The 2200-nt window shown below is 74.1% G+C and carries 1 protein-coding gene; it reads right to left on the bottom strand.

The window, feature by feature from the left end; all coding sequences use genetic code 11:
- Positions 1–2200, bottom strand: a 2200-nt coding sequence (locus PUR71_RS01085; RefSeq protein WP_329924375.1) for an acyltransferase domain-containing protein, incomplete at both ends; no start/stop codon positions are given.

Below are 2200 nucleotides of genomic sequence, written 5' to 3'. Positions count from 1 at the left end.
GCACGTCCCCGTCCGCCGACCGGACCACCACCACCGGCGGCACCTCCGCCGGCACCTCCGCCAGCGACGCCACCGCCACGAACTCCGGCGCATCGGAAGACCTCACCGGCACCCAATCCACCCGGAACAACGCGTCCCGAGTCGCTGCCGCCTCGTCCGCCGTCACCGGGCGCACGACCAACGACCTCACGGACGCCACCGGGCGCCCCTCGGTGTCGGCGATCGCGAGCGACACCCCGCCGCCCGCCCCCGGCGTCAACCGCACCCGGACCGACGACGCGCCGGAGGCGTGCAGCGCCACGTCCTCCCACGCGAACGGCACGCCGCGCACGTCGGACCCGGTGAGCGCGAACGCATGGAGGCAGGCGTCGAACAGCGCCGGGTGCAAGCCGAAACCCGCGCCCTCCGTACCCTCCGGCAGGGCGACCTCCGCGAAGACCTCGTCCCCGCGCCGCCAGGCGGCCCGCAGGCCCCGGAACGCCGGCCCGTACCCGAACCCGGCCTCCGCCAAGCCCTCGTACAGCCCGGTCAGGTCGACCGCCTCGGCACCGACCGGCGGCCACACCGCCGCCTCGAACTCCGCCGGAGCCGCGCCCGTCCCCAGCACACCGCTCGCGTGCAGGGTCCAGTCCGTCCCGTCCGCGTCGTCCGGCCGGCCGTGCACGGTCAGCGCGCGCCGCCCGGAGGCGTCCGGTTCGCCGACCCACACCTGCACCCGCACACCGCCCCGCTCGGGCAGGACGAGCGGCGCGGCGAGCGTCAGCTCCTCGACGGCGTCGCAGCCGACCTCGTCGCCCGCGCGCACCGCCAGCTCGACCAGCGCGGTGCCCGGCACCAGGACCGAGCCCATGACGACGTGATCCGCGAGCCACCCGTGCGAGCGGGCCGACAGCCGGCCGGTGAACAGGTAGCCGTCCGTGTTGACCAGCTCGACGGCCGCGCCCAGCAGCGGGTGCTCGGCGGCGCCGAGTCCCGCGAGCCGGACGTCGCCGCCGCGTGCGAGGGTGACGGCCGGCCAGTAGTTCCGGTGCTGGAACGCGTACGTGGGCACGTTCACGGCGCGGGCGCCGGTCCCGGCGAAGAGGGCGGCCCAGTCGACGCGCGCGCCGGTGACGTGCAGGCGGGCGAGGGCGGTCAGGACGCTCGTGTCCTCGGCCTGGTCCTTGCGGAGGACGGGGGCCAGGACGGCGTCGTCGGAGAGGGAGGAAGCCGCGAGCGCGGTGAGGACGCCGTCGGGGCCGAGCTCGAGGAAGCGGGTGACGCCCGCGACCTCCAGTGTGCGGACGCCGTCGCCGAAGCGGACCGCCTCGCGGACGTGGCGAACCCAGTACTCGGGCCCCTGGACACCTTCCGCCAGTGCGCCCGTCAGGTTGGAGACCAGCGGGATCGAAGGAGCGTTGTACGTCAGCCCGTTGAGGACCTCACGGAAGTCCTCCAGCATCGGGTCCATCAGCGGCGAGTGGAACGCGTGCGAGACCCGAAGCCGCGTCGTCTTGCGGTCGGCGAAGTGCGCCTCGATCGCCGCGACGGCCTCCTCCGTGCCCGAAACGACAACGGAAGTCGGGCCATTGACAGCGGCAATCGACACGAACTCGCCCAGCAACGGCAGGACGTCGTCCTCCGTCGCCTGCACCGCCAGCATCGCACCACCCGCCGGCAACGCCTGCATCAGACGGCCACGCGCCGCCACCAGAGCGCAGGCATCAGCGAGCGAGAACACCCCCGCCACGTGCGCCGCGGCCACCTCACCGATCGAGTGCCCCGCCACGAACTCCGGCCGCACACCCAACGACTCGACCAGCCGGTACAGCGCCACCTCGACCGCGAACAACCCGGCCTGGGCGTACGCCGTCTGGTTCAGCAGCTCCTCGTCCGCACCCCACACGATGTCCCGAAGCGGCGACTCCAGCCCGTCACACACCTCGTCGAAGGCCCGCGCGAACACCGGGAACCGGGCATACAACTCCCGCCCCATCCCCAACCGCTGCGACCCCTGCCCCGAGAACAGGAACGCCGTCCCGCCTTCGCCCGCGAGCCCCCGGGCCACCTCCACGCCGTCCACGAGCACCGCGCGGTGCGGGAAGGCCGTCCGCCCGGCCAGGGTGAACGCCACATCGGCGGCCTGGAGTTCATCCAGCTCCGTCAGGCGCGCGACCTGGGCGTCCAACGCCGCTTCGCACGTGGCGGACACCACCCAGGG

Origin of the sequence: Streptomyces sp. SP17BM10 (assembly GCF_036322405.1) — a bacterium.
GTDB lineage: Bacteria > Actinomycetota > Actinomycetes > Streptomycetales > Streptomycetaceae > Kitasatospora.
Note: the sequence above shows the minus strand (reverse complement) of the source record. Positions and strands in the feature narration are given on the sequence as shown.